The 23,952-nt window shown below is 67.4% G+C and carries 24 protein-coding genes; 10 read left to right on the top strand and 14 right to left on the bottom strand.

Annotated elements, in window-relative coordinates; genetic code table 11:
* Nucleotides 1–10: 10 nt before the first annotated feature.
* From ftsH to NL2_RS20580, 6 genes are all read right to left on the bottom strand, one after another.
* Nucleotides 11–1,951, bottom strand: a complete 1,941-nt coding sequence (gene ftsH / locus NL2_RS00885) for an ATP-dependent zinc metalloprotease FtsH (protein ID WP_068070710.1) — start codon at nucleotides 1,949–1,951, stop codon at nucleotides 11–13.
* 129 nt (nucleotides 1,952–2,080) lie between these two features.
* Nucleotides 2,081–3,064, bottom strand: coding sequence for a tRNA lysidine(34) synthetase TilS (tilS, locus tag NL2_RS00890; RefSeq protein ID WP_068070712.1), 984 nt, complete (start codon nucleotides 3,062–3,064; stop codon nucleotides 2,081–2,083).
* Nucleotides 3,060–4,094 carry a tetratricopeptide repeat protein gene (locus NL2_RS00895; protein WP_245647511.1) on the bottom strand — a complete coding sequence of 345 codons (1,035 nt, stop codon included), beginning with the start codon at nucleotides 4,092–4,094 and terminating at the stop codon, nucleotides 3,060–3,062. The genes tilS and NL2_RS00895 overlap by 5 nt, the downstream gene beginning before the upstream one ends.
* A gap of 187 nt (nucleotides 4,095–4,281) precedes the next feature.
* Entirely contained in the window at nucleotides 4,282–5,133 is an 852-nt protein-coding gene (locus NL2_RS00900) for a helix-turn-helix domain-containing protein (protein ID WP_068070713.1), read from the bottom strand.
* Nucleotides 5,134–5,297: 164 nt separating this feature from the next.
* Entirely contained in the window at nucleotides 5,298–7,571 is a 2,274-nt protein-coding gene (gene ptsP, locus NL2_RS00905) for a phosphoenolpyruvate--protein phosphotransferase (protein WP_068070715.1), read from the bottom strand.
* Nucleotides 7,572–7,797: 226 nt separating this feature from the next.
* Complete coding sequence (locus NL2_RS20580) at nucleotides 7,798–7,956, bottom strand: YdcH family protein (protein ID WP_084355758.1); 159 nt, start codon at nucleotides 7,954–7,956, stop codon at nucleotides 7,798–7,800.
* 249 nt (nucleotides 7,957–8,205) lie between these two features.
* Between NL2_RS20580 and NL2_RS00910 the strand changes: the two genes are divergently transcribed.
* Entirely contained in the window at nucleotides 8,206–8,403 is a 198-nt protein-coding gene (locus NL2_RS00910) for a YdcH family protein (protein WP_068070717.1), read from the top strand.
* A gap of 102 nt (nucleotides 8,404–8,505) precedes the next feature.
* The gene (locus tag NL2_RS00915; RefSeq protein ID WP_245647512.1) at nucleotides 8,506–9,009 is read left to right on the top strand and encodes a DUF1465 family protein; all 504 of its coding nucleotides are present in this window, start codon (nucleotides 8,506–8,508) and stop codon (nucleotides 9,007–9,009) included.
* 63 nt (nucleotides 9,010–9,072) lie between these two features.
* Here the strand turns inward: NL2_RS00915 and glpK are convergent, their stop codons facing one another.
* Entirely contained in the window at nucleotides 9,073–10,551 is a 1,479-nt protein-coding gene (gene glpK / locus NL2_RS00920; RefSeq protein WP_068070719.1) for a glycerol kinase GlpK, read from the bottom strand.
* Between the two features lie 97 nt (nucleotides 10,552–10,648).
* Between glpK and NL2_RS00925 the strand changes: the two genes are divergently transcribed.
* From NL2_RS00925 to NL2_RS00945, 5 genes are all read left to right on the top strand, one after another.
* Complete coding sequence (locus NL2_RS00925; RefSeq protein WP_068070721.1) at nucleotides 10,649–11,584, top strand: MBL fold metallo-hydrolase; 936 nt, start codon at nucleotides 10,649–10,651, stop codon at nucleotides 11,582–11,584.
* Complete coding sequence (locus NL2_RS00930; protein ID WP_068070723.1) at nucleotides 11,566–12,261, top strand: DUF4230 domain-containing protein; 696 nt, start codon at nucleotides 11,566–11,568, stop codon at nucleotides 12,259–12,261. Before NL2_RS00925 ends, NL2_RS00930 begins: the two co-directional genes overlap by 19 nt.
* Before the next feature lie 99 nt (nucleotides 12,262–12,360).
* Nucleotides 12,361–13,119: a hypothetical protein gene (locus tag NL2_RS00935; protein WP_245647513.1), complete on the top strand. Its 759-nt coding sequence runs from the start codon at nucleotides 12,361–12,363 to the stop codon at nucleotides 13,117–13,119.
* Nucleotides 13,120–13,237: 118 nt separating this feature from the next.
* A complete protein-coding gene (gene nadA / locus NL2_RS00940) occupies nucleotides 13,238–14,245 on the top strand; it encodes a quinolinate synthase NadA (RefSeq protein ID WP_068070724.1) in 1,008 nt (335 codons plus the stop codon).
* Nucleotides 14,245–14,514, top strand: a complete 270-nt coding sequence (locus tag NL2_RS00945) for a hypothetical protein (RefSeq protein WP_068070725.1) — start codon at nucleotides 14,245–14,247, stop codon at nucleotides 14,512–14,514. The genes nadA and NL2_RS00945 overlap by 1 nt, the downstream gene beginning before the upstream one ends.
* 433 nt (nucleotides 14,515–14,947) lie before the next feature.
* On the opposite strand, the gene NL2_RS00950 is transcribed toward NL2_RS00945, so the two are convergent.
* The 4 genes from NL2_RS00950 to NL2_RS00965 form a co-directional block, all read right to left on the bottom strand.
* Nucleotides 14,948–15,232: a helix-turn-helix domain-containing protein gene (locus tag NL2_RS00950; protein ID WP_157082965.1), complete on the bottom strand. Its 285-nt coding sequence runs from the start codon at nucleotides 15,230–15,232 to the stop codon at nucleotides 14,948–14,950.
* Nucleotides 15,198–15,473 (bottom strand): BrnT family toxin, encoded by a 276-nt coding sequence (locus tag NL2_RS00955; RefSeq protein WP_068070728.1) that lies wholly within the window; start codon nucleotides 15,471–15,473, stop codon nucleotides 15,198–15,200. Before NL2_RS00955 ends, NL2_RS00950 begins: the two co-directional genes overlap by 35 nt.
* 79 nt (nucleotides 15,474–15,552) lie before the next feature.
* Nucleotides 15,553–17,382, bottom strand: a complete 1,830-nt coding sequence (locus tag NL2_RS00960) for a DUF885 domain-containing protein (RefSeq protein WP_068070730.1) — start codon at nucleotides 17,380–17,382, stop codon at nucleotides 15,553–15,555.
* A gap of 85 nt (nucleotides 17,383–17,467) precedes the next feature.
* Nucleotides 17,468–18,385 (bottom strand): DMT family transporter, encoded by a 918-nt coding sequence (locus NL2_RS00965; RefSeq protein WP_068070732.1) that lies wholly within the window; start codon nucleotides 18,383–18,385, stop codon nucleotides 17,468–17,470.
* Between the two features lie 106 nt (nucleotides 18,386–18,491).
* On the opposite strand from NL2_RS00965, the gene NL2_RS00970 reads away from it, so the two are divergent.
* The gene (locus NL2_RS00970) at nucleotides 18,492–19,598 is read left to right on the top strand and encodes an alkene reductase (protein ID WP_068070734.1); all 1,107 of its coding nucleotides are present in this window, start codon (nucleotides 18,492–18,494) and stop codon (nucleotides 19,596–19,598) included.
* 37 nt (nucleotides 19,599–19,635) lie between these two features.
* Here the strand turns inward: NL2_RS00970 and NL2_RS00975 are convergent, their stop codons facing one another.
* Nucleotides 19,636–20,085, bottom strand: a complete 450-nt coding sequence (locus tag NL2_RS00975) for a hypothetical protein (RefSeq protein WP_068070736.1) — start codon at nucleotides 20,083–20,085, stop codon at nucleotides 19,636–19,638.
* Complete coding sequence (gene lipB / locus NL2_RS00980; RefSeq protein ID WP_068070959.1) at nucleotides 20,082–20,789, bottom strand: lipoyl(octanoyl) transferase LipB; 708 nt, start codon at nucleotides 20,787–20,789, stop codon at nucleotides 20,082–20,084. Before lipB ends, NL2_RS00975 begins: the two co-directional genes overlap by 4 nt.
* A 191-nt stretch (nucleotides 20,790–20,980) precedes the next feature.
* On the opposite strand from lipB, the gene NL2_RS00985 reads away from it, so the two are divergent.
* Nucleotides 20,981–21,799, top strand: a complete 819-nt coding sequence (locus NL2_RS00985; protein WP_157082966.1) for a glycerophosphoryl diester phosphodiesterase membrane domain-containing protein — start codon at nucleotides 20,981–20,983, stop codon at nucleotides 21,797–21,799.
* A 48-nt stretch (nucleotides 21,800–21,847) separates the two neighbouring features.
* Here NL2_RS00985 and NL2_RS00990 read toward each other — a convergent pair whose 3' ends face one another.
* Nucleotides 21,848–22,474 (bottom strand): class I SAM-dependent methyltransferase, encoded by a 627-nt coding sequence (locus NL2_RS00990; protein ID WP_068070749.1) that lies wholly within the window; start codon nucleotides 22,472–22,474, stop codon nucleotides 21,848–21,850.
* 96 nt (nucleotides 22,475–22,570) lie between these two features.
* Between NL2_RS00990 and NL2_RS00995 the strand changes: the two genes are divergently transcribed.
* Complete coding sequence (locus NL2_RS00995; RefSeq protein ID WP_084355760.1) at nucleotides 22,571–23,929, top strand: MFS transporter; 1,359 nt, start codon at nucleotides 22,571–22,573, stop codon at nucleotides 23,927–23,929.
* Nucleotides 23,930–23,952: the final 23 nt, after the last annotated feature.

Below are 23,952 nucleotides of genomic sequence, written 5' to 3' on the forward strand. Positions count from 1 at the left end.
GGCGCGCCGCTCACGCCCCCAGCGGCTGCGCCCCGGTCGATCCGCCGAACCGCCGTCCGGCGCGCGGCACCGCCGAGCCCTGCACCGACACCGGCCGCAGCGGCCCGGTCGGGGCGTCGGGACGGTCGATCTTGCCGTTTTCGATCAACGCCTTGATCTCCTCGCCGGTGAGCGTTTCGTACTCCAGCAAGGCTTGCGCGAGCAGGTGGAGCTTGTCTTCCTGGCCCCTGAGAATCTCGGTCGCCTTGGCATGCGCGCCATCGACCAGACCGCGGATCTCGCTGTCGATCAGCTTGGCGGTTTCGTCGGACATCATCGTGCGCTGCGATCCGCCCATGCCGAGATAGCCCTCGCTCTGCTCCTCGTACTGCAGCGGCCCAAGCTTTTCCGACATGCCCCACTTGGTCACCATGTTGCGCGCCAGGCTGGTGGCGTACTGGATGTCCGAGGACGCGCCGGAGGAGACCTTGTCGTGGCCGAAGATGATTTCTTCCGCCACGCGCCCGCCCATCGAGACCGACAGGTTGGCGTGCATCTTGTCGCGGTGGTACGAATAGCTGTCCCGTTCGGGCAGGCGCATGACCATGCCCAGCGCGCGGCCGCGCGGGATGATCGTGGCCTTGTGGATCGGATCCGATGCCGCTTCGTTGACCGAGACGATGGCGTGGCCGGCCTCGTGATAGGCGGTCATCTTCTTCTCGTCGTCGGTCATCACCATCGAGCGCCGTTCGGCGCCCATCATGACTTTGTCCTTGGCGTCCTCGAACTCCTGCATCGCGACCAGCCGCTTGTTGCGGCGCGCGGCGAGCAGCGCGGCTTCGTTCACCAGGTTGGCCAGGTCCGCGCCCGAGAAACCGGGCGTGCCGCGCGCGATGGTGCGCGGGTTGACGTCGGGCGCCAGCGGCACTTTCTTCATGTGGACCGACAGGATCTTCTCGCGGCCTTCGATATCGGGGATCGGCACCACCACCTGACGATCGAACCGGCCCGGGCGCAGTAGCGCGGGGTCGAGCACGTCGGGGCGGTTGGTGGCGGCGATGATGATGATGCCCTCGTTGGCCTCGAATCCGTCCATCTCGACCAGCAGCTGGTTGAGCGTCTGCTCGCGCTCGTCGTTCGAGTTGCCGAGGCCGTGGCCGCGATGGCGGCCGACCGCGTCGATTTCATCGATGAACACGATGCACGGCGCATTCTTCTTGGCCTGTTCGAACATGTCGCGCACGCGGCTGGCGCCGACGCCGACGAACATTTCGACAAAGTCCGAGCCCGAGATGGTGAAGAACGGCACGCCAGCTTCACCCGCGATCGCGCGGGCGAGCAGGGTCTTGCCGGTGCCGGGCGAGCCGACCAGCAGCGCGCCCTTGGGAATCTGGCCGCCAAGCTTGGAAAAGCGCGTGGGATCGCGCAGGAATTCGACGATTTCCTCCAGCTCCTCGCGCGCTTCGTCGATGCCGGCAACGTCGTCGAAGGTGACGCGGCCCGAGCGTTCGGTGAGAAGCTTGGCCTTGGACTTGCCGAAGCCCATCGCGCCCGATCCGCCACCCTTCTGGACCTGGCGCAGCGCGAAGAACGCCACGCCCAGGATCAGTAGGAACGGCAGCGACTGGGCCAGGATATAGAGCAGCAGGTTGGGTTCTTCGGCGGCCTTGCCGGCATACTGGACGCCGTTGTCCTGCAGCAGCTTGGGCAGGTCGGTGTCGTTGGCGATCGGCACGGTGGAAAATTGCTGGTCGTTCTTGAGCGTGCCGACGATGCGGTCGGGCGCGATCTGGACCTCGCGGACCGAGCCTTCGGCAACCTTGGCGCGGAAGTCGGAATAGCGGATCAGCGTGCCCGCCGCGTCGGTCTTGGCACCGAACATCGAGACCACCAGCAGCAGCGCGAGGAAGATCCCGCCCCACACGAGCAGGCTCTTGATCCAGGGATTGCCCTGCGGCTGGTCATCATTCATCGCTTGGTGCTCTCGAACCATGTGCCCGCGCGTGATGCGCGAACCCCGCCAATGTAGGCGTGGCCGGGTGAATGGCAATATAACGGCAGCGCACAATTGCGTCCGGTTGGCGCATTATCGTGTTTCCGTTCAGGACGGCGCCGGCCCATGGCGGTGGGGCGCGGCCGTCACGAAGCGCCACGGCACCTTTTCACCGTCCCCGCGCACGCCTGCCAGCGTCGCGACTGCACCCGATTCGAGCGCTGCCAGCCAGCGTGCCAGTTCGGCGCCGCGCGGTTCGCTTGTGCCCAGTTCGACAACGATTCGCGCCAGCACGCGCAGCCGCACCGCGCGCGGGGCCTGCGGTGCCCAGGTCAGGTCGCCGGGCCCGCCCTCAACCCGCTCGGCCCATTCGCGTGTGGCGGCCCACGCAATCGCCTCATCGGCGTCGGCAAGGTGTGCCGCAGACCGCGCCAGCCCGGCCGGATCGAGCCAATCCGATGCGGCCAGCCCGTGGCGGATGCGGACGCGTTCGAACCGGGGGTCGCGGTTGGACGGATCGTTGGCGGCAACAAGCCCGGTCGCCGCGATGGCCTCGGCCAGTTCGGCGCGCCGCCAACCCAGCAGCGGGCGCAACAGCGGAAGTTGCGGCGCACCGGGAACCTGCGACCGCGCGCGCATCCCGGCCAGCCCGCGCACCCCGGCGCCGCGATTGAGGCGCATCGCCATCGTCTCCGCCTGATCGTCGGCATGGTGCGCGGTGGCGATCGCCCTCAGACCGCGAGCCAGCGCCCAGTCTGCCAGCGCGGTGTAGCGCGCGGTCCGGGCGCGTTCCTGCACCGCACTGCCCGGCTCCAGCGCCAGTCTCAGCGTGGAGCAGGCGATGCTGCGCGCGGCGCAAGCCCGCTCGACCAGCCGGGCATCTGCCGCGCTGCCATCGCGCAGACCGTGATCGACCGTCGCGACGGCGAACCCGCCGGGCAGCGCAGCATGCGCCAGCGCCAGCAGCGCGAGGCTGTCCGCGCCGCCCGAAACCGCGATGCCAAGGCGCCCACCGCGTTGCCCGTCATCCGGCCATACTGCCGCCAGATCGGCGACGAACCGGGCAATCAGGTGCGGCGCAACCCGGTCAATTGCACTTCACCTCGCTGCGCGCGCGGGCATACTGTGTGGCCAGCCGCCCGGCGACTTCCTGCGGATAGGTGGTGCCCATTTCCTGCAGCGCGACGCAGGCGCGCTTGGTTTCCTTCAGCTTGGTCATCGCCACGCCCAGATAAAGCAGGCTGTCGGGCGCACGATCGCCCTTCTTGTCGTCCTGGTAGTTCTGAAGGAACCACTGCGCCGCCGTGCCCGGCTTGCCATCGTCGAGGTACGAGCGCCCGATCAGGTTGCGGACATAGCTGATGCGCTTGTGTTTGGGGAACTGTTGCGCAGTGCGTTCCAGCTGCTGCGCCGCCTCGGGATAGAACCTGGCCTCCCACAGGCGGTAGCCGTAGAGATATTCGTCCTCGCCGCGATCGCCGCTGACCGGCTTTTCGATTGCCTGCACCGCCGCGACACGATCGGGCGACGGCTTCGGCGCGGGCGAGGTCTTGCCCCCGGCGGGCGCAGGGGCAGCGGGCCGAGATGCGCCGCCGGTCATCGCCGCAGTGTTGGCGGCCAGCGTGCTGCCGTTGGCGGGCGGGGTCGACGATGCCGCAGCCGGTGCTCCTGCACTGCCCGACGCGCCGGTCGGCTCGAGCGCGGACAGGCGCGCATCGAGCTTGGCGATGCGGTTCTGGTTTTCCTCGGTCTGCGCGGTCAGCCGCGCCATCTGTGCCTCGACCGCATCCATCCGCGCCAGCATGTCGCTGACCGCGGTGCCCGACGGCGTGCCGGGTGCGAGCGTACTGGGCGCCGCACCGGTGATCTCGGGCGCAAACGTCTTGCCCGCGCCATCGGGAAACACCTTGCGCTGCAGCGCATGGACTTCGGATTCGATCCGCTTCAGCCGGTTGTCGGGCGATTCGACCGCAGCCGATTGCGCGCGGGCGGCAGGCACCAGCGGCGCGAACGGGCTGCCCGCCACCAGCAGCGCCAGCGCCGCAGCGCCGGCCCGCATGTGTCCGGCCCGCTGCCATTGCGCGCGCGCCGATCCGGCACACCGATCCGTGAGCAACTTCATTTTGTCCCTGGCCATAAAAGTCCGTTCCCCTCGTCCGGCGTGGCCCAGCGGCATGACGTCGCCACCAGCCCGACACGGCCGCCCCATAATCCCGATACCGATACCGATTCTGCTACAGCAAGCCAGCGCTGTCCATCGCGTGTGAACCCGGATCCGTCGATCCACCGTCACTTGACCGCCGCCTAACTCACATCGTTGCGGTCGCCGATGCAACCGGAGCCGGCGTTGCGGGCGGCGCCACGGCGCGCGCCAGCAAGGCCTCGGCCGTGACCGGCACGTCTTTCACGATCTTCTGCTGATCGGCCAGCTTGGGCACCGCGCGACCGGCGACGGTGATCGACAGCGCATCGGGCCGGGCGGTCCACACCTTGGGCTCGTGCGCGGCGGCGGGGACCACATAGGTTTCGCCCTGCGCCATCTGCTTCTGCATCAGCTGCACGCCCGCGCCATCATAGAACTTGACCCAGACCCCGGGTTCGAGCGCGGTGAACGCCACGGCGCCGCCGGGGGCTGGTGCTACGGCAGGCGCGGCACCGGGCTGGCCTGCCGTCGGCTGGCCGGAACTTGCCTGCCGGGCCGGGCCGGGCACCGCCGACGCGCTCTGGACCGGACCGACCAGCGCGGGCAGCTCAGCCGCCGGCGCATAGTATCCGCGCCAGAACACGAGCCCCACCGCGATCACGGCCACGGCCAGCGCGGAGGCAATCTGGCCGATGCGGACCGATGGCGTCTTATCGGGATCGCCGACTTCGAACTGGTGGATGACGCGTGCCGGGGTCGCAAGTTGCTGCCCGGCCATTTCTTCGCGCACGGCATCGGCGATGGCGTTTTCGTCCAGCCCGACGGCACGCGCATAGGACCGCGAAAAGCCGGTGACATACGTCCGGCCAGGCAACGAAGCGAAATCGCCGTTTTCGATGGCTTCGAGATGGCGGGCGTTGATCCGGGTGGTTGCAGCCAGCTGCTTGAAATCGAGCCCAAGTTGTTCGCGTGCGCGGCGCAACTGGTTCCCGGCGCGATCGGGCGCACCAGCCTCCATGGGAAATTCCCTTACAAACCCGTCGGCTTCTGCCACGGCGCGTCCCGCCCTTGTTTTGTATTAACCAACCCTAGGGCGTCAGAGAGCCGGGAATTTCGTAAAAAGTCAACGAATTTGCGCAACCGATCCGGTGTGCCAGCGACGAACCGAGCGTGTGGGCAAGTTCAATCGCAATCGATATTTCGCGCGATCGCCCAATCGAGCAGCGCCTGGCGCAAGTTGGGTGGCGGAACGGCCAGCCAGCCCTCCATCGCGGCGCCGATTTCGCGGCTGTCGACCTGGCGCACCAGTTCCTTGATCGGGCCGACGGCGGCGGGCGTGATCGACAGGCGCGTGATGCCGATACCCATCAGCGCGAGCGCTTCCAGCCGTCGCCCGCCCATCTCGCCGCACACCGTCACATCCACTTTGTACGGAGCCAGCGTGGTCACCACCCGACGCAAAAAGCGCATGATCGAGGGGCTCAGCCAATCGTAGCGTTCGGCCAGCTTGGGATTCGCGCGATCAGCGGCAAACAGGAACTGGGTGAGGTCGTTGGTGCCGATCGACAAGAACGCGATCTTCGGCGCGAGGATATCGAGGCATTCCGCCAGCGCCGGCACTTCGAGCATCGCGCCGAACCGGATCGCTTCGGGCAGCTGTTTCTTGTGCTTGCGCAGGAACGCCAGCTGGCCGTCGAACACCGCCTTAGCGGCATCAAATTCCCACGGCTCGGTCACCATCGGGAACATCACGTTGAGCGTGCGCCCGCCCGCCGCCTCGAGCAGCGACCGGGCCTGCGATTTCAGCAACCCGTCGCGTTCGAGTGCCACGCGCAGCGCGCGCCAGCCCATCGCCGGGTTTTCCTCGCTCTCGCCGTCGTTGTGGCGAAGATACGGCAGAACCTTGTCGCCGCCGATGTCGACCGTGCGGAACACCACCTGCCGGTCGCCCGCCGCCTCCAGCACATCGCGGTAAAGCCGGGTCTGCTTTTCGCGCGCGGGCAGCGTTGCCGAGACGAGGAACTGGAATTCGGTGCGGAACAGGCCGATGCCATCGGCGCCGGTCAGGTTCAGCATCGGCATGTCATCGCGCAGACCGGCGTTGATCATCACCGTCATGCGCTTGCCGTCGCGCGTCACGGGATCGACGTCGCGCATTGCGGCATAGCCGGCCTGGCGTTCGCGATTGCGGGCAAAGCGCGATTCGAACGCCTCGATCACCGCAGGCGACGGCCGCACATCGACCACGCCCTGGTCGGCATCGATCAGCAGCGGATCGCCTTCGCGGATCATGCCGCGCAAGCCGCGAATTCGCCCGACCACCGGCACGCCCATTGCCCGCGCCACGATCACCACGTGCGCGGTCAGCGAGCCTTCTTCGAGGATCACGCCCTTCAGCCGCCGCTTGTCGTATTCGAGCAGTTCGGCCGGACCCAGGTTGCGCGCGATCAGGATCGCGTCGCCGCGCAGGCCCTGGCTCGCCGCCGTGCCGAGCTGGCCCGAGACGATCCGCAGCAGGCGGTTCGACAGGTCCTCCAGATCGTGCATGCGATCGGCCAGCAGCGGATCGTCGATCTGACGCATGCGCATGCGGGTGCGCTGCTGCACGCGCTCGATCGCGGCTTCGGCGGTCAGGCCCGAATCGATCGCCTCGTTGATGCGGCGGCCCCAGCCTTCGTCGTAGGCGAACATCTTGTAGGTCTGGAGCACTTCCTCATGCTCTCCGCCCACGCCGAATTCCGCCTGGCTGGCCATGCGATCGATTTGTTGGCGCATCCGGTCGAACGCGAGGTACACCCGCTGGCGCTCGGCTTCGGTATCTTCGGCCACGACATGTTCGATGGTGATGCGCGGCTGGTGGAACACCGCCACACCGCTACCCAGCCCCTTGACCAGCGTCAGGCCGTTCAGCCGCTCGGCACCGGTCATGTGCGCCGACGATCCGACCCCGTCGTCATCGTCGATCAGTTCGGCGTTGGCGATCAGTTCGGACAGGACCATCGCCACGGTCTGCAGCGCCTCGATCTCGACTTCCTCGTAACGGCGCTGTTCGACGTGCTGCACCGCGACCACGCCCACCGCGCGCTGGCGACGCACGATCGGCACGCCGGCAAAGCTGTGGAACTTTTCCTCGCCGGTTTCGGGGCGGAACGCGAAATCGGGGTGCGCGGCGGCTTCGGCCAGGTTCAGCGTCTCGATGTTCGCGGCGATGGTGCCGACCAGACCTTCGCCCACCGCCAGCCGGGTGACGTGGACCGCCGCCTGGTTGAGCCCCCGCGTGGCGAACAGTTCGAGCATCCCCTCGCGCAGCAGATAGATCGAGCAGACCTCGCTATCGAGCGTCTCGCCGATCACATCGACGACCCGGTTGAGCTTGGCCTGCGCATTCGAACGCGAGGCCATGACCTCATGCAGCGAGGTGAGGATGGCGCGGGCGGATGCAGCGGCACTGAGCATGGACCCAAGCCTAGCGCAGCCGGACGGCTTTGGGAACGCCATGCACCACCGATGGGAGCCATGACGATGCAAATCGCCACGGCATCACATTCGATCGCGTCACATTCGTGTGCCCTGCGGATGCCGGGATGCGGACATACCCAGACCCGTCTTCCTCAACGACACGGCCTTCCCATCGGCGCGCCGGGCGGCAATCGACCGGCACCGGCGACCGACGGTTCGCGCGTCAATTGAGGTCGGTAAGTTCTTCCTTGATGCGAAGCTTGCGCCGCTTCAGTTCAGTGACAAGGCTGTCGTCGGGCAGAGGGCGGGACATTTCCTGTTCGATCTGGCGCTCAAGACCGGCATGCTTTGTCTGCAATGCGCTGAAATGCGACGTTTCCATATGTGTCCTCCTTTGCGAGCATAGCCCTCGCGTTTCGGATACTCGACTCGCAGTGCGACCCGCGTTGTCATGCAAGCACATTGGCCGTAATCTGCAAGTTAACTCGCGCCGGATTGCGGCGGGTACGGGTCCAACCGAATCCACTATCGACCAAACCACGCCGGCTTGAGACGGTTGGAAGCGGCCGTTCGGCGGTCCGGCGACGGTAAGGGATTGACCGGGGGTGCCGGGACGGCGAAGGGGTCGCGCGTGACTGAAGACGAAATGCGCAAGCGCCTCGAGGCGCTGAGGATCGAGCATCGCGATCTCGACGCCGCGATCGATGCGCTCACCGGGGCCGGGGCGACCGACCAGTTGCAGGTGGCGCGGCTGAAAAAGCGCAAATTGCGGCTCAAGGACCAGATCGCGCTGCTCGAAGACTATCTCATCCCCGATATTATTGCCTGATATTCCAACGGATTGAAATCGATCGGCGGCCTGTCGAGCCAACCTTCGACCGTCCCGTTGCGGCACAGTCCCGGCTTGGACGTGGAACATCCGAATCGGACCATGGTCGGTCATGAAAACGCACGATATGGCCGTTCGATCATGGGGCTCACACCAAGTATAAATCCGAGGATCGTCGAAGGTCTGTATGCCGAAGCGCTGGTGCTGGCGGACGAAGTGCGCGCGCGCTTCGATCGCTCGCGGCTGTCACCCGAAGAGGCGGGCGACGACCTGGCGCGGGTGGCGCTGTCGTGCGAGGCGCTGCGCACGACCACGCGGATCATGCATTGCATGGCCTGGCTGCTCAACCATCGCGCCCATTTCGCGGGCGAGCTGTCCGAACTGCAGCTGCGGCGCCACGGCCGGCTGATCGCCAACTACGCGCAGACCGAGCGCGAGGCGCTGGCCGACCTGCCGCTCGACGTGCAGCGGCTGGTGGGCGAAAGCGAACGGCTCTACCAGCGCATCCTGCGGCTCGAAGCGGCATGGCGCGGCGCCCCCGGCGATGCTCCCAGCGCGATCGAACGCCTGCGCGAACGGCTTGCGACATCGGTGCGGCAGGGGTGAACGGGCGTTCGACCGAACTGACTAAATCCACGACCACTGACTTTCGCGTCGATCGACAACGGCCTACACTTTCGCCAGTGCCGCGTCCCATCGCGCAATCCGCTCGTCCCGCACGCTGGCATCCATCTGTGGCATGAACCGCCGCACCGGCCCGCGCATGGCCGCCGCAGCCTGTTGCAGCGTATCGAACCAGCCCGATCCCACCGCCGCGAGCATCGCCGCGCCCAGCGCGGTGGTTTCGACCGAGGCCGGCCGCTCGACCGGGATGGCGAGGATGTCGGCCAGGTCCTGCGCCATCCAGTCGTTGGCGCTCATCCCGCCGTCGATGCGCAGTTCGGTCCACGGCGCGCGGTCGGCGGCGAACGCGGTCATCAGGTCGCGGGTCTGGTGCGCCATCGCTTCCAGCGCGGCGCGCGCGATGTGCGCCTTGCCGGTGGCAAAGCTCAACCCGTCGATCAACCCGCGCGCCTCGGGCCGCCAGTGCGGTGCGCCCAGCCCCGACAGCGCCGGCACGACGACCACGCCGCCGCTGTCGGGCACGGACGCGGCCAGCGCGGCGGTTTCCTCGGCCGCACCGATCAGCCCCAGCCCGTCGCGCAGCCATTTGACCAGACTGCCAGCGACGAAGATCGAGCCCTCCAGCGCATACGTCCGCACGCCCTGCTGCTGCGCCAGCACCGTGCCGAGCAGGCGATGGCCCGAACGCGGCAGCTCGGTGCCCATGTTGGCCAGCACGAACGCGCCGGTGCCGAAGGTCGCCTTGACCTCGCCCGGCGCGAGGCAGCCCTGCCCGATCGTCGCCGCCTGCTGATCACCCGCCAAGCCGCGGATCGGAATCGCCCCGCCCAGTAGCTCAGGCAACGTCGTGCCGAACGTGCCGGCGCAGTCGACCACCGCCGGCAACGCCGCGCGCGGCACGCCGAACAGCGCGAGCAGGTCTTCGTCCCAATCGGCCCCGTCCAGCGCGAGCAGGCTGGTGCGGCTGGCATTGCTGGCATCGCTGACGTGGGCCCCGCCGGTCAGCTTGAACACCAGCCAGCTTTCCACCGTGCCCAGCGCCAGCCGCCCACTGCGCGCCGCCGACGCCACGACGTCATCCTTATCGAGCAGCCAGCGCATCTTGGACGCCGAAAAATACGGATCGAGCAGCAGCCCGGTGCGCGCCTGCACCAGCGGTTCGGCGCCTTCGCCACGCAGCCGGTCGCAGAACGGCGTGGTGCGGCGGTCCTGCCAGACGATGGCGCGCGCCAGAGGCTCGCCGCTGGTGCGGTCCCAGGCCACCACCGTCTCGCGCTGGTTGGTGATGCCGATCGCGGCGATCTGTTCCGCCCAGCCGGCTTGCGCGACCACGGCTTGCGCGCACACCAGCGTCGCGCGCCAGATCTCGTCAGCGTCATGCTCGACCCAGCCCGGCTGCGAGTAGAACTGCGCGATCTCGCGCTGCGCGGTGCCATGCAAGGCGCCGTCGGCATCGAACAGCATCGCGCGGGTCGAGGTGGTCCCCGCATCGAGCACGAGGATGAGCGGGGTGGAGCTGACCATCCCGGCATGATGGAACGCCCGCCGGCCAAGGGCAAGCGCGGCCCCCGCGCGCTTCGACGGCGTTGCGCTGGCCCCTGCCAATCCCCATAGCAGGGGAATGGACAGCACCGGCCCGGCCCTTCCCCCGATCTCGCCCGATCCCGCCGACTGGCCGACGGGCCTGGCCGAGCAGGTCGAGCCGCTGGTGCGCCGCGTGCTTGCGCCCAATCCCTCACCCTACACCTTCAACGGCACGCAGACGTACGTGGTCGGCAGCCAGGGTGACGTGGCGGTGATCGACCCGGGCCCGAACGACACCGGCGCGGCCGGCCATGCCGACACCAATGGCGTCGGCCACGTCGATGCGATCCTGCGCGCGATCGGCGACGCGAAACTGGTGGCGATCGTGTGCACGCACACCCACCGCGATCACAGCCCCGCCGCCGCCCCGCTGGCGCTGCGCACCGGCGCGCCGATCATTGGTTGCGCCCCGCTGGTGCTGGCGGATGACGGCCCCCGCGCCGATGCCGCGTTCGACCCGACCTACACCCCCGATCGCGTGCTGCGCGACGGCGAGACGTTGGCGGGATCGGGCTGGACGCTGCAGGCCGTGGCGACGCCGGGGCATACCAGCAACCACTTGTGCTACAGCTTGCGCGAAAGCGGGGCGCTGTTCACCGGCGATCACGTGATGGGCTGGTCGACCAGCGTGGTTTCGCCCCCCGATGGCGACATGGCCGATTACATGGCCAGCCTGCAGAAGCTGTATGACCGCGACGACAGCGTCTATTACCCCGCGCACGGCCCGGCGGTGACCAACCCGCGCCAGCTGGTGCGCGGGATGCTCGGCCATCGCCGCCAGCGCGAGCGCCAGATCCTGCGCGTGCTCGAAGGAGCCCCCCAAGCGATCGAGGCGATGGTGCCGCAAATGTACAAAGGGCTCGATCCCCGGCTGAACGGCGCGGCGGGCCGATCCGTGCTCGCGCACCTGATCGATCTGGAACGACAGGGCCGCGTCGCCCGTTCGGGAGAGACATGGACCATCCCGACCTGACCCCGCCACCCGCGCCGCCGCGCGAACCGACGCTGGTGGCACCCTTGCGCCACGAACCTTCGATCGCGCGGGCATCCACGCTGCCGTGGCTGCTGTTCGTGGTGGCGCTGGCTGCGGCGGCGTGGCTGGCGTGGCGCACCTACTGGCCCGAGCATCTGGGCGATCCGCTGGCCACCAGCCTCATCAGTTTCGAAAAGCAGGACAGCCTGACCGTGTTCAGCGCGCAACTGGCGCCGGTGGTGGCCAGCGACGATTCGCGCCTGTTCGGGCTGGTCAACGCGCGGCAGGTCGCGGTCATCCCGGCGCGCGTCGATTACACCATCGATCTGGGCAAAGTCGGGCGCAACCGGCTGGCGTGGGATGCGGCGACCCGCACCCTGACCGTGCAACTGCCCCCGCTGACGGTGAGCCGCCCCAACCTCGACGAAGCGCGTGCGCAGTATTTGCGCGAAGGCGTGTGGATCACCCGCGATGCGCAGGACAAGCTGACGCGCGACAACACCCGCCTGGCCGAACAGCAGGCGATGCAGGCGGCGGGCAATCCGGTGCTGATCGGCCTTGCCCGCTCTGCCGCAAGGGAAGCGGTCACGCAGAACCTGGCGATTCCGCTGCAGGTGGCGGGCTATGGCGAGGTCAAGGTCGTCGTCCGGTTCGATGGAGAGCCGGTGCCGAAGTGACGTCGGGACGCCCTTAACCGATTTCATCTGTGACTGGCGTCATGGTTGGTAGCGAAGCGACTCGGTACACGATGCCATCCACATCGGACGGAACCGACCATGACTGCGACCATCATTGCCACCCCCCGGCTCGACCCCGGCAATTTCATCGGACGTCCGCGCAGCGCCGCGCGCGAAGCCGCGTTCTTCGCCCGCCTGACGCTGGGGCTGGCGCTGTTCATCCTGTTCGCCTTCGCCCAGTTCGGCGTGCGCGGCATGGTCGATTACGCCCGCGTGCCGTGGTTCGTTCATGCGCACGCGGCCGCCATGACCGGGTGGCTCGCGCTGCTGGTCGTGCAATCGCGACTGTCCGCCGCGGGCGATTTCGACCGGCACCGCCAGCTGGGCATGGCCAGCGTCGGGCTGCTGCTGGTCATCGCCAAGCTGGCCAGCATGGCCTGCCTTGGCGCGGTGCGGTCGGGCACGGTGCCGCCGTTCTTCACCCCTGCCTATTTCCTTGCGCTGGTCCATGTCGAGATCGTGGCGCTGCTCGCCATGATCGGCTGGGCGGTGGCGATGCGGCGCAAGGCCAACTGGCACCGCCGGCTGATGATCGGTTCGATGGTGCTGATCATGGAGCCGGCGCTGGGGCGGCTGCTGCCGATGCCGCTGCTGGGCGGGTGGGGCGAATGGGTTTCGCTCGCCTTCCAGCTCGGCGCGCTGGCGGTCCTGGCCGCGCACGACTTGCGCGTGCTCGGCCGCGTGCACCGGGCAACGCTGGCGAGCGCGGCATTGGTGACCGCCACGCACGTGCTGGTCAGCATGCTGGCGGTCGCCGCACCGATGGTGGCGCTGGCCGCGCGGGTCGCAACCGCTTGAGGTTGCCCGGTTGACCGGGTTGACCTGACTTTCGGTTGCGGGCGGCGGCACGGCTCCCTAAGTTCCCGCAGGACGAGGGGCGCCACGTGGCCCGCCCTCCCCCGGGGATCGCCTGACCATGACTGCCCAGCCTGCCAACCTTTCCGGCATCGACATCCGCGCCGAAATCGACCGCCTGCGCAAGGACCGCAATGCGGTGATTCTAGCGCATTACTACCAGCGCCCCGAAATCCAGGACATTGCCGACTTCGTGGGGGACAGCCTGGAGCTGAGCCGCAAGGCCGCCGCCACCGACGCCGAGGTCATCGCGTTCTGCGGGGTCAAGTTCATGGCCGACACTGCCAAGATCCTGTCGCCGCAGAAAATCGTGGTGCTGCCCGATCTCGACGCGGGTTGCAGTCTTGAGGATTCGTGCCCGCCCGACAAGTTCAAGGCATTCCGCGAGGCGCACCCCGATCACATCGCGCTGACCTACATCAACTGCTCGACCGAGGTGAAGGCGCTGTCGGACGTGATCGTCACGTCATCGAGCGCCGAGACGATCCTGGCGCAGATCCCCGCAAGCCAGAAGATCATCTTCGGCCCGGACAAGCATCTTGGCGGCTACCTCAACCGCAAGTTCAACCGCGACATGCTGCTGTGGCCGGGCGTGTGCATCGTGCACGAGGCGTTCAGCGAGACCGAGCTGATCAAGCTGATGGCGCAGCACCCCGGCGCACCCGTGGCGGCGCACCCCGAATGCCCCGCGCACATCGTCGACCATGCCGATTACGTCGGATCGACCAGCGGCATCCTGCAGTTCGCCAAGACGTTCACTGGCGACACGCTGATCGTGGCGACCGAGCCGCACATCATCCACCAGATGCAGTTGGCGATCCCGGACAAGACCTTCATCGGCGCGCCCGGCGCCGACGGCAACTGCAACTGCAACATCTGCCCGTACATGGCGCTCAACACGATGGAAAAGCTCTACGTGAGCTTGCGCGACCTGCAGCCAAGGATCGAAATCGCCGAACCGCTCCGGCTGGCCGCCAAGCAAAGCCTCGACCGCATGCTCGACATGGCGGCGGGCACCGTGGGCATGGGCGATCTGGGCGTGAGGCCGTTTGTGGCGGCAGAATTTTAATGGCGGCAATTGTAATTCTGCTTTGGATCGGAAGCCTTGTCGCAGGCTGGCACCACTTTTACATATGGTTGATTGTTCCGGTCGGGTTCTTTGTGATTCATGTGCTGCAAGGACAGCGACAGGCTCTGGCGGCCTTGAAACGCAACGGTATGTCAGGCGAATTTTATAGAAAGCAGATGATCATTCCAAATCTGCGGCTCATTTTGTGGAGTGCGCTCCAGCATGGATTTTTGTTTTTAGTCGGTGGCTTTCTTTCGCGCCTCACTTGAGACAGAATATTCCGGACAGCGCAAAAAGGGCGAGGGAAGTCACTCTTTGAGCCTTTTAGCATGTCCACGGTTGCGATGCTCTGACAGAGGCTGATCGCATTTACGGAGAACTTTCCCGTCGATAGATTTCACTACCTCTGAATACATATCATTACGGCGATCAATTTCACGCTTCAGATAACGCAGTTCACCGGTATCTCGGTGCAGGCTCCATCCCTCGAATGTTTCCCGGAACCATTTCTTTCGCCCGGTGACCCCCTCCAAGATACCTCTCATTTTGACACTGATTCTCGTATCAGAGCTTGCGAAAGCCTCGACGGTAAAAACTCGCACAACCGAGCCGCAGTTTGGACACGGAATCCGCGATCGTGCCGTATTCGTTACGTCCGGGCTGCCGCATTTGCCGCAAGTGATCGGCGCAAGTGGTGGCATTTCACCCCGCCACCGCACGAGCCGCTGCCTCAGGCTCTGCATCAATCACCTTGAGATAGGCGCGCACGGCGGGCGGCGGCATGTGGCGGCCGATCTCGTACTGGCGGATGTTGCTGACCGGGATGCCATAGACGCGAGCGAATTCGTCCTGGCTCAACCCCAGCCGGTTGCGCAACCGGCGGATGCGGCGGCCCATGTGCGCTCGTTCCATTCCGGCAACGGAGACATCGAAATCCTCGGGGTCATCGGGATCAGCCGGGATTGCTATGGTAGTCTCTTTGTTCACGCGCGTTGCTCCGCCTCACCGAAATCAATCTAATCACTTCGCCGCGCCAGACGTGTATGACGGTATAAAGCTTGCCGTCCACTTTTCCGACCGCCTTGTTCCGATCCTCGCCGTCGACCGGCCTGAACGATGACGAAATGATATGGTCGGGGTCCCGGAATATCCGGATGCCGAACGCCAGCCGCACGCCGTGCTTGAAGCGGTTGGCCTCATCCTTGGCCGGATCGAACGTGAACTCCACGCCTTTTCATAAGTGAATCACTTATAGCAGGCGAGCGAAGTTGAGTCGAGAATGAAGCGATTCGGGGAAATGGCCACCCCTACTCCACCGCCAGTCCGAACATCAGGTCGCGCACGTATTTCACCGGCAGCGAGCCGTGCGCGAGTACCGCGTCGTTGTAGCGTTTCAGCGTGTAGGCTGCGCCCCAGCGCTGTTTCGCCTCGTCGCGCAGTGCGCTGTGTTCGGCGAAGCCGGTGAAATAACTCAGCAGCTGGGTGGATGAGAGGCTGGCGCGGATCCATTTGCCCGCCGCCTCGCGCTCCTGCTGGAACGCGCCGTGCATCATCAGGTCCATCGCCGCATCGCGGCTCATGCCCTCGGTCTGGATGCCGATGTCGAGCAGCGTGTTGCTGACCGAGCGCAGCCGCATCTTGAGCACCGTCAGCCGGAACAGCCGCGCGGCTTGCGGATCAGCCCCTTTGCCTGAAACGGGCCAGTTGGCCTCGCCGTACCCTTCGTCCTTCATCATCCCTTCGGCATAGACCGCCCAGCCTTCCACGAACGGCCCCGACCCCAACACCGCGCGCAGGCGCGAGGGGTCTTTGTTGGCATGGTCGAGCTGGAGGTAATGCCCCGGCATCGCTTCATGGATCGCCAAATCCTGGATCATGAAATCGTTGTATTCGCTGAGGAACGAGGTTGCCTGCGCATCGGTCCAGTCGTCGGGGATCGGCGAGACCGCGAAGAAGTTGGCACCGTTCTGTTCCAACGCGCCCGGCGGATCGTCGTAAGCCACCGCGTTGCCCTGCTGGAACTTGGGCATGGTGATGACCTTGACCGGACCATCGGGCATCGTGACGAGACCGCGCGCGGAAACGAAGGCGGTGGCCTGCGCCAGCGCGGCGCGCGCGCTGTTTTCCAGTTCGGCGCGGGCGGGGCGGTGCGCGTAACTGAGGGCAAGCGCCTGCTCGATCGCCGCCTGCTGCTGCGCCGCGGTGGGCTGTTCGGGCCAGCGGCCATCCGCCAGCACCCGCCGGGCCAGATCGTACATTTCGGCGCGAACGCCTGCCATCGCCGCCACCGCGCGGCGTTTCAGTTCGGGCCGCGTCATCGACGACTGCAGCGCGAAGGCCATTTTCTCGTCATACAGCTGCGGACCCAGCCGGAAGTCGCCTTTCGCCTGCGGCACCAGCACCGTGTCGAGCCACGTCTGCTGCTCCGCCACCGCCGCCTTCAGGCGGACCAGCGCCGCATCGAACCGCGCACGGTCGGCGCCCGACAGCTCGCCCGCGTGCGGTGCCAGCATCCCGTCGGCAATCTCGACGATGCCGCCGTTCTGCTTCGACACGGTCTGCGCGTAAACCACCGGCACGCGCGCCGGCACCAGCTGGCGGCGCATTTCCGCCAGATACGCCGGGACCGCCTCCATCCGCGCGGTGGCGGATTTCAGCCGCTTCGGCCACGGCGCGAAATCGCGCGCGGCCAGGCCGTAAAGCGCCTGCGCGGCGCCATCGTTGTACTCCTGCGCGTTCCACGCCCACGACTGCAGCCGGTCGTTGGTCCACAGCCGGTAGCGCAGTTCGTTGTCGAGCATCGCCAGATCGACCTGGTTGTCGCGGCTGAGCGAGGCGCGATCGATCCGCGACAGATCGCCGAGCAGCGCGCGCCATTCGGCCTCGCGCGCATCGCGCCCGGCGGGGGTGATGTCGGCGAGCCGATCGTCGTAGCGATGCTCGCCCAGCTGCGTGGCCTGCACCGGATCGAACCGCGTCAGGCTGGCGATGAAGCGATCGGCCAGCGCGGTGAACGCAGCATCGGCCGTGGTGGCGTGTTGCGCCTGCGGCGACGATGGCGGCATCGTGGCGCACGCACAGAGCGCCAGCGCGGACCCGGCGGTGACGAGAAGCCGGAGCGAAACGGGAAAGGGCATTTGGCAAAGGCTCCGCAGACAAGTTGCAATTGCACCTATCTGCGCGAAGCGCTGGCGTCCGGCAAGGCGCAGCTGTCGCGTGCGCTTATCCGTCGTCGGGCGCGACGGCGTCCTCCAGCGGCGCGTCCGCCTTGCGCGCCATCACCAGCGCCAGCGCGACCAGCGCCATGCCCGCGCCATCGAGCCAGCCGACCGTCTCGCCGAACGCGAACCAGCCCGCCAGCACCGAGACCGCCGGCTGGGTGAGCAGCGCCAGCCCGATCACCAGCGGCGGAAAGTGCTTGAGCGCGTAGACCAGCAGGCCTTGCCCGATCACCTGGCTGCCCAGCGCCAGCGCGAGCAGCGGCCACCAGTGGTGCGGCCACACCGGCTCGCCGCGCAGCAACGCGATCGCCAGCAGCACCGGCGCACCCGCGATGCTGGCGTGGACGAGCAACGCCCAGCCACCGAACCGCCCGCGCGCGTCCTGCAGCAACAGGATGTAGAACGCATAGAAGAACCCGGCGAGAATGCAGAACAGGTCGCCGACCAGGCTCGTCGCGTCGACCTCCATGCTGCGGCCCAGCAGGATCGCAGCCCCCGCCAGCGCGGCCGCCATCGCCGCGACTTCCAGCGCGCGCGGCAACCGGCGCGCCGCGATGACGCCCCACACCATCAGGATCAGGCTGCCCGAATTGCCGAACAGCGTGGCATTGCCCAGCCGCGTGGTTTCGATGCCGATGTGCCAGCTGGCCAGATCGAACGCGAACAGCGCGCCCGCTGCCGCAACCGCCAGCCACGCCTTGGGCGAGAACCCGGTGAGCGGCTGGCCGCTGCGCCACGCCAGCAGCACCAGCAGCGGCACCGCCAGCGCCAGCCGCCAGAACCCTGCGGACACCGGCCCGCTGTCGGCCAGCCGCACCGACCACGGGCCCAGCGCCAGCGCAACGTTGCCGAGCATCAGCGCCGCGAAATGGACCGCGCGCGGTTTTTGTGGGTCGAGGGAAACGGCGGCGGTTGTCATCGGCAGGAGCGCATCCTAGATGGGTTTCAAAGGAAAACGCAGTTTTCCGCGCCGCCCCTGCAATTCCACTGCGACCGTTTCAATTCAACGTGAAAGTCCCCTGACCATGCACGAAACGCTTTTCCAGCCGATCCGCCTTGGTGCCATCGACGCGCCCAACCGCGTGCTGATGGCCCCGCTCACCCGCGGCCGCGCCGACCCCGGATTCGTGCCCAACGCGATGATGGTCGAATATTACCGCCAGCGCGCCTCGGCCGGGCTGATCATCACCGAGGCTACGGGCATTTCGGTCGAGGGGCTCGGCTGGCCTTCCGCGCCGGGCATCTGGAGCGACGAACAGGTCGAAGGCTGGAAGGACGTAACGCAGGCCGTGCACGATGCCGGCGGCCGCATCGTGCTGCAGCTGTGGCACATGGGCCGGATCGTCCATCCCGATTTCCTTGATGGCGCGGCGCCGGTGTCGTCATCGGCGACCACCGCGCCGGGCAACGCGCACACCCCCAATGGATCGAAGCCGTTCGAACCCGCGCGTGCGCTGCGCCTCGATGAAATGCCGCGCCTGGTCGACGATTATGGCCATGCCGCCGAAAATGCGAAAAAGGCCGGGTTCGACGGCGTGCAGTTGCACGGCGCCAATGGCTATCTGATCGACCAGTTCCTGCGCGACAATTCGAACTTCCGCACCGACGAATACGGCGGCAGCCCCGCCAATCGCGTTCGGCTGATGCGCGAAGTGCTCGAACGCCTGATCGCGGTGTGGGGCAAGGACCGCGTCTCGATTCGCCTGTCACCCAACGGCGATTCGCAAGGCACGGACGACAGCAACCCCGGTGCCGTGTTCGGCGAAGCCGCGCGCGTGCTGCAGGAGCTGGGCGTCGGGTTTGTCGAACTGCGCCAGCCCGGACCCAACGGCACGTTCGGCGCGACCGACGTGCCGCAGCAGGACGCGCTGATCCGCTCGATCTACACCGGTCCGCTGGTGCTCAACAGCGATTACACCGCCGACCAGGCCGAAGCCGACATCGCCAGCGGCCGCTGCGACGCGGTCACGTTCGGGCGGCCGTTCATCTCCAACCCCGACCTGCCCGCGCGCATCCGCAGCGGCGCGGAACTGGCGCCCAACGTCAACGTGCCCAAAAGCTGGTACATGCCCGGTGCCGCCGGCTACATCGATTACCCGGCGATGGCAGCAGCCAGCGCCGACGCCGGCTGATCCATGATCCCCGGGGCGGTCGCGTCCCGGGGACCGGTCACTCGCCGTCGGGCTTTGCTGCCTTGGCGGCAGGTTTCGCCACGGCTTTCGGAGAAGGCTTGGGCGCGGGTTTTGCCGCTGACGTGGTTGCAGCCTTTGCCGCTGCCGTGGCGGACGTGTCCGGGGCAGATGTGGGTGCAACCACCGGTCGCGACTTCGCCACCGGGATGACCGGATCGGGCGCACTGTCATCCGACGTCGCTGCCAGACCTGGGGAACTGCCCGCTTGCGCGGCGGCTGCACCGGGATCGACCAGCGGCGCCTGCGCCTGCGAGCCGTCCAGATCGATCATCGCGTCGCTGACGGTGCCGGGCAGCACCTGACCACCGGCGGCCTGCGCCTTGGCATCGTCCTTTTTCGCGCCGCCGCAACCTGCCAGCAGCGCGCAGGCCAGCGCCGCGAGCACGATGGTGCGGGCGGGAAAGGTAAGGGCGGTCCGGCGGTTCATGCAGCGTCCTTGACAGAACTTGGGGTCGAAGTTGTGGGCGGGCAGGGCAGCTCGAGCCGGGCGAGGAATTCCCCGGCGCGCGCGAGCAATGCCCGATCCCATGCCTGCGGCGCAACCTGCTTTCCCAGCGCGGCCAGGCTGGTTACCCCGAACGCCTCGATCCCGCACGGCACGATGCCGCTGAAATGCGCCAGGTCGGGCGACAGGTTGACCGAAAAGCCGTGCATCGTCACCCAGCGGCGGATGCGCACGCCGATCGCGCCGATCTTGGCCTCGCGGCCATCGGGCCCTTGCGTCCAGATGCCGATCCGGCCCGGTGCGCGCCAGCTTTCCACGCCGAAATCGCCCAGCGTATCGATCACCCAGCCTTCCAGCGCGTGCACGAAGCCGCGCACGTCGCGCGCGCGGGTTTTCAGGTCGAGCAGCACGTAGCCGATCCGCTGGCCGGGCCCGTGATAGGTGTAGCGCCCGCCGCGCCCCGCCTCGACCACGTCGAAGCGCGGATCGAGCAGTTCTTCCGGCGCGGCGCTGGTGCCGGCGGTGTAGACCGGCTCGTGCTCCAACAGCCACACCAGTTCGCGCGCGGTGCCATCCGCGATCGCGGCATTGCGCGCGGTCATCGTTGCGAGCGCGGCGCGATAGGGCACCGGCGCGTCGGCCTGCCACAGCTCGATGGCGTCGGGAAGGATGCCGGGTGTGTCCATCATTTCGCGATGGCGCGAATGGCGTCCGGTTTCAAGGTTTGCCGACGACACGCCGCCCGAACGCGCCCGCGCGCCGGCCATGGCTGACCGATTTGCGTGGGGGGCTGTTCACGCGCCGCGCCGCTGCTAGAACGCCAGCCGACCCAAGGGCCCGCATTCCCGGCCCGATCGCTAGGGTGACGGGAACGCGCGTGACGAGACTGGATATCACAACCGCCTGGACGACGGCATCGGCGATGGTCGTCGCCAACCGCGACGTGCTGATCGCGATCGCCGGGGTGTTCTTCCTGCTGCCCAGCCTGATCTTCGCGGTGTTCGTGCCCGAACCCGCCGTCGCGCCCGGCACCGCCCCGCGCGAGATGATGGCGATCCTGTCCGAAAGCTATGGCAATTCCGCGCCGCTGCTGGTGCTCGTCACGCTGCTGCAGGTGGCCGGAACGCTGACCGTGCTGATCATCATGACCGATCGGGCGCGCCCCACCGTGGGCGATGCGATCCGTCGCGGTATCCGGCTGACGCTGCCCTACCTTGGCGCGCAGATCATGGTGGGCCTGGCGCTGGGTGTGAGCTTCGTGCTGCTGGCGAGCCTGGCCGCGCTGACCGGGGTGGCGGTGCTGGCCGCCGCGCTGGTGCTGATGCTGTTCGTGGCGACGGCCTATCTCGGGCTGCGCGTGTCGCTGGTGGCGCCGATCCTGGCAACCGGCGGTGAGCGCAACCCGGTGGCCGCTCTGCGCCACAGCTGGCAGCTGACGCGCGGCAATGTCGGCCGGCTCGCGCTGTTCCTGCTGCTGGCGGCGATGCTGTTCGCGGTGGTCTACGGCCTGATCATGATGTTCGTGGGCGTGGTGCTGGTACTGACCACCGGCGGCGAAGTGCAGCGCGTGCTGGCCGCCATCGTCTCGAGCGCGATCACCGCATCGGCGATGGTCTATATCGCGGCGATGCTGGCGTCGGTCCACCGCCAGCTGTCCGGCCCCGACGATCGCGACGTGTTGGCGACGTTCGAATAAGGTTGGGAGTCTTTGTCCAGCCTCACGGCTGGGAGCGGCACCGGCCCGCTATTCCTTCCAGCCCCAGAACAGCTGGCAGGGCAGCACATTCCACGGTTCGAACCCGGAATCGATATGGCGGAAGTGGCGCGCCATGAAGTCGCGCGCCTTGGCCGAGAACTGGTAGACCAGGAACGCGCCGCCGGGGCGGATCACGCGGTGCGTGGCCGCCGCAATCGCCGGGCCAACCCCATCGGGCAGCGTCGAGAACGGCAGGCCCGACAGCACGTAGTCGGCATGGTCATGCCCGTGCGCGCGCACGATCTCTTCCACGTCGGCGGCCGAGCCGAGCACCGCAGTGAAGCGGCTGTCGCGGATCGTGCGCGTGAGATAGTCGATGAAATCGGGGTTGGTATCGATCACGATCAGGCTGCCATCGCGGCGCAGACGTTCCAGCACCGGGCGGCAGAACGTGCCGACGCCGGGCCCATATTCCACGAACAGCTGGCATTCGTCCCACTTCACCGGGGCGAGCATCTTGGTGATCGTGCGCTTCGATGACGGGATGATCGAGCCGACCATCACCGGATGCTTGAGGAAGCCTTTGAAGAACACACCCCATGGACCGAGCATGTGTTCGGCGCGGCGCTTGGCCCGTTGCAGCAAAGGCTCGGGCGCCGCTTGCGTGGAAGTCATGTCGGGACACGGTCCTTGTTGCGACTAAAGGTCTCGCGCCGTCGCAAATTTGTCTCACTATTGCAAGCAGGGACCACGAGTCCTAACCCGAAGCGGATGAACGTCCTGACGGATCGACCAGCCGGGGACCCTGCGCTCGCCGGCGTCCAGTTGCCGCGTGACCGGCTCGCGCTGCTGTTCATGGTGATGCTGGTGGTGGCCGCCGGCAACACCGCGATGCAGTCGGTCATGCCCTCCATCGGCACGCGCCTGCACATCGCCGACGTATGGGTGAGCCTGGCCTACAGCTGGTCGGCGCTGCTGTGGATGGGGCTGGCGCCATTCTGGGCGCGGCGATCCGACCGGCGCGGGCGCAAGGCGATGATGGCGCTGGGACTGGGCGGCTTTGCGCTGTCGTTCGGGTTGTGCGGCGCGATCCTGCTGGGCGGGCTGAACGGCCGGTTTTCGGGCCTGATCACCATCCTGCTGTTTGCCGCCGCCCGATCGCTGTACGGCGCGTTCGGATCGGCGGCGCCGCCGGCGGTGCAGGCCTATGTCGCCAGCCGCACCAGCCGCGCCGAGCGGACCAAGGCGCTGGCGCTGGTGGCATCGAGCTTTGGCCTGGGCACCGTGCTGGGCCCGGCACTGGCGCCGCTGCTGATCGTGCCGGGTCTGGGACTGGTCGGTCCGTTTGCCGCCTTTGCACTGATCGCGCTGGTCGTGCTGGTCGTGCTGCGGCTGCGCTTGCCCGATGACGATCCGCGCTTCGCCGCGCGGGGAGAGGTCATGGCCGCGCCGTTCAGCCCTTCGTCCAATCCGCGCATGGTCGAGGATCACCCCGACGGCACGCCGCACGAACTGCCCGCCGCCGAACCGTCCGAACCCGGCGATGCGCGGCTGCACTGGGGCGACCGGCGCCTGCGGCCGTGGCTGCTGGCGGGCCTGCTGGGCGGCCATGCGCAGGCGATCACGCTGGGGGTCGTGGGCTTCCTGCTGCTCGACCGGCTGGGCCTGCGCCACGATCCCGACGCGGGGGCGGGGCCGATCGGGCTGGTGCTGATGTGCGGGGCGTTCGCCACGCTGCTGGCGCAGTGGGGGCTGATCCCCGCGCTCGATCTGGGCCCGCGCACTTCGACGTTGTGGGGCATGGGCCTGTGCGCGGTCGGCACGCTGGCGCTGGCGGAGGGCAGCGACCTGCACACCATCGCCACCGGCTTTGCGATCTCGTCGATGGGGTTTGGGCTGTTCCGGCCCGGGTTCACCTCTGGCGCCAGCCTGGCTGTCACGCCTGGGGAACAAGGACAGGCGGCGGGGATTGTCGCAGCTGTGAACGGCGCGGCTTACATTGTCGCCCCGGCGATCGGCGTGTGGCTGTACGGCCATTCGCGCTGGCTGGCGTGGGGACTGGTGGAGCTGGCTTGCGTCGGAGTGCTGACGCTGGGCCCGAGCGCATTGGCACGCGACGCGAAGGATTGAGCCATTTCCGATTTCGCCCCTTC

Origin of the sequence: Novosphingobium lentum NBRC 107847 (genome assembly GCF_001590965.1) — a bacterium.
GTDB classification, from domain to species: domain Bacteria; phylum Pseudomonadota; class Alphaproteobacteria; order Sphingomonadales; family Sphingomonadaceae; genus Novosphingobium; species Novosphingobium lentum.